At 67.7% G+C, this 2,897-nt stretch carries 3 protein-coding genes; all 3 read left to right on the top strand.

Features of this window, described 5'->3' with window-relative positions; translation table 11 throughout:
* Window positions 1-220 precede the first annotated feature (220 nt).
* A complete protein-coding gene (locus RR928_RS12470) occupies window positions 221-733 on the top strand; it encodes a sigma-70 family RNA polymerase sigma factor (protein WP_332540145.1) in 513 nt (170 codons plus the stop codon).
* Window positions 730-1,680 carry a FecR domain-containing protein gene (locus RR928_RS12465; protein ID WP_332682720.1) on the top strand — a complete coding sequence of 317 codons (951 nt, stop codon included), beginning with the start codon at window positions 730-732 and terminating at the stop codon, window positions 1,678-1,680. Before RR928_RS12470 ends, RR928_RS12465 begins: the two co-directional genes overlap by 4 nt.
* 106 nt (window positions 1,681-1,786) lie before the next feature.
* Window positions 1,787-2,897, top strand: a 1,111-nt coding sequence (locus RR928_RS12460; RefSeq protein ID WP_332682718.1) for a TonB-dependent siderophore receptor, incomplete at its 3' end; no start/stop codon positions are given.

Below are 2,897 nucleotides of genomic sequence, written 5' to 3'. Positions count from 1 at the left end.
CGGCAGGCCAGGCGCCGCTCCAGTGCGCCGTCATCTTTGAAGTCTTGTGCAACAAGGGCAAATTGCATGGGGTTCTTTCAGGGAGAGGAAATACGGAGAACCGATCGTAGCCGCATCCGTATCCATGAAAACGCCAACGGCTTGGAACCGGCGACGCACAAGTTTTGTTAACATGAGAACAGTTCTCATTAACAATCGTCTGCGACAGACGGCTTTTTCCATGTCGGCAGGCGACACATCACAAGACCTTCAGACCCTTTACGGCAACAACCATGGCTGGCTTCAGGGCTGGCTGCGCCGCCGGCTGGGCAATGCCTTCGACGCCGCCGATCTCGCGCAGGACACATTCGTGCGGATTCTCGTGTCGGGGCGCATGCCCGACGCCGCGCAGTCGCGCGCGCACCTGACGCAGATCGCCAAGGGCCTGGTGATCGATCTGCACCGCCGCCGCGTGCTCGAGGCCGCGTATCTCGAAGCACTGGCCCATCTGCCGGAAACGCTGGCGCCTTCGCCCGAGGAGCGGGCCCTCGCACTCGAGGCCCTGCTGCTGCTCGATGCGGTGCTGGGCGGTCTGCCGGCCAAGGTGCGCGAGACATTCATGCTGTCGCAGCTCGATGGACTGACCTACTCGGCCATCGCTGCCCAGTTGGATATCTCGGTGGGCGCGGTGCGCAAATACATGCTGCGCGCCGCGCTTGCCTGCCATGCGGCGCTGAGCCCGGAGGCCGCATGAGCAGCGCCGCGGCCCTGCATCAGGCGCTGGAATGGCAGGTCACGTTCTGGTCGGGCGAAGTCACGCAGCAGGAGCGCGACGGCTTTGCGCAATGGCTTGACGCAGCGCCCGCGCATGCCCAGGCCTGGGCGCAGGTGCAGCGCACCGACGCACAGCTGCAGTCGCTCGCCCGCCCGGCCGCAGCGCAGGCCTTGCGCGCCCGCGCCACGCCGCAGCGCCGCCGCGCGCTGCTGGGCATCGCGGGCCTGCTCGCCGGCGGCGGCCTGGCCGCGTATGCCGGGCGCGAAACCTCGCCATGGCAGCGCATGCTCGCCGACCACAGCAGCGCACGCGGCGAGCGCCGCGAGATCGTTCTGCCCGACGGCACGCGCATCGTGCTGGGCAGCGCCAGCGCCATCGATGTGCATTACGGGCCGCGACAACGCCAGGTAAGGCTGCTGGCTGGCGAGATCTTCATCAGCACGGCAGCCGATGCCAGCGCGCGGCCGTTCATGGTGCAGACCGCGCAAGGCACGGTGCGCGCGCTGGGCACGCGCTTTGGCGTGCGCCAGACCGACGACTGGATTGAGGTGGGCGTGGAGCAAGGCGCGGTGGAGATCAGCCCGGCGACCGGCGGCATGGCCGCAAGGCAGCGCGTCGATGCGGGCCAGCAGGCGCGATTCAGCCAGGCCGGCGTGCAAGCCATCGGGCCGCTGACGGCAAATGCCACCGCCTGGCGCCGGGGCGTGCTGGTCGCCGAGCGCATGCGGCTGGAAGACTTTCTCGCGGAGTTGGGCCGCTACCGCAGCGGCGTGCTGCGTAGCGATCCGGCCGTGCGCGATCTCATCGTCTCGGGCGTCTATCCGCTGGACGACACCGACCATGCGCTGCGCATCCTGGCCCAGGCCCTGCCGCTGCAGATCACGACCGCCACGCGCTGGTGGGTCACGGTCCGGCCCGCGGGCTGAAGCTTTTTTTGCATTGGCCGTAGCACTTTTTTCATCTCGTTCGGGAAACAGGTAAGGACCGCGTTCTGCGCGCCTCCACCGCTTCAACAATGAGAGGGAAAGTCGGATGACCATGGGAAATGACAAGCGCTCGGCTGCAGGCCATTCACTGCGCATGAAACCGCTGCACCACGCGGCGCTGCTGGCCTGCCTCAGCATCGCCTTCGCACCCGCCTGGGCACAGGATGGCGCCGCGCCCACGCGCGCCGCAGCCAGCGTGCGCTATGACATTCCGGCCGGCACGCTGGACCAGGTGCTCAACCGGCTCGCGACCAGCGCCGGCATCTGGCTGTCGTTCGACGGCGCGCTCACAGCCGGCAAGACCAGCCCGGGGCTGACGGGCAGCTACAGCGTGCCGCAGGCCTTGAACGCGGTTCTTTCGGGCCATGGGCTGGAGACCGCGCCGGGCGCAGGCGGAGGGTATGTGGTGCGCAGGAGTTCGGCGGCGGCCACGTCTGGCGATGCCGGCGGGCGCGAGGCGGCCCAGCTGGACATGGTCACGGTCAAGGCCCAGGCACAAAGTGACGGCACGACAGAAGGCACGGGCAGCTACACACAGACCGGCCCGACGCGCAGCGCTACCGGCCTGGCCCTGACGCTGCGCGAGACGCCGCAGTCGGTCAGCGTGATGACGCGCCAGCGCATGGATGATTTCAAGCTCGAGACGCTGACCGATGTGATGGAGCAGACGCCGGGCGTGACCATCGATCGCCAGGGCGACGGCAACAACATCATGGTGCGCGGCAACGCCGTCAACCTGCAGGTCGATGGCCTGCGCCAGATGGCCAGCGGCTGGTATGCGAACACGCAGATGCTCTACACCATGGACGACATGGTGGAGATGGACCGCATCGAAGTACTCAAGGGCTCGTCGGGCCTGATGAACGGTGACGGCTATTACGGCGCCACGGTCAACATGATCCGCAAGCGCCCTGCGCACGAGTTCAAGGCCAGCGTCGGCGCGGGCGCAGGCCGCTGGGACAACTACCGCGCCGATGTGGACCTGGGTGGGGCGCTCAACGAAAGCGGCAGCATCCGTGGCCGTCTGGTGGCCGCGGCCGCCGACGGCAAGGAATTCCGCGACCATGCCAAGCGCAGCAACCAGACGCTGTTCGGCACGCTCGACATCGATCTGAGCGAGCGCACGCTGCTCAATGTCGGCTTCACCCAGCGCCAGC

The organism is Comamonas sp., assembly GCF_036666375.1.
Taxonomy (GTDB): Bacteria; Pseudomonadota; Gammaproteobacteria; order Burkholderiales; family Burkholderiaceae_C; genus Comamonas.
This window is presented reverse-complemented; position numbering and strand designations above follow the sequence as displayed.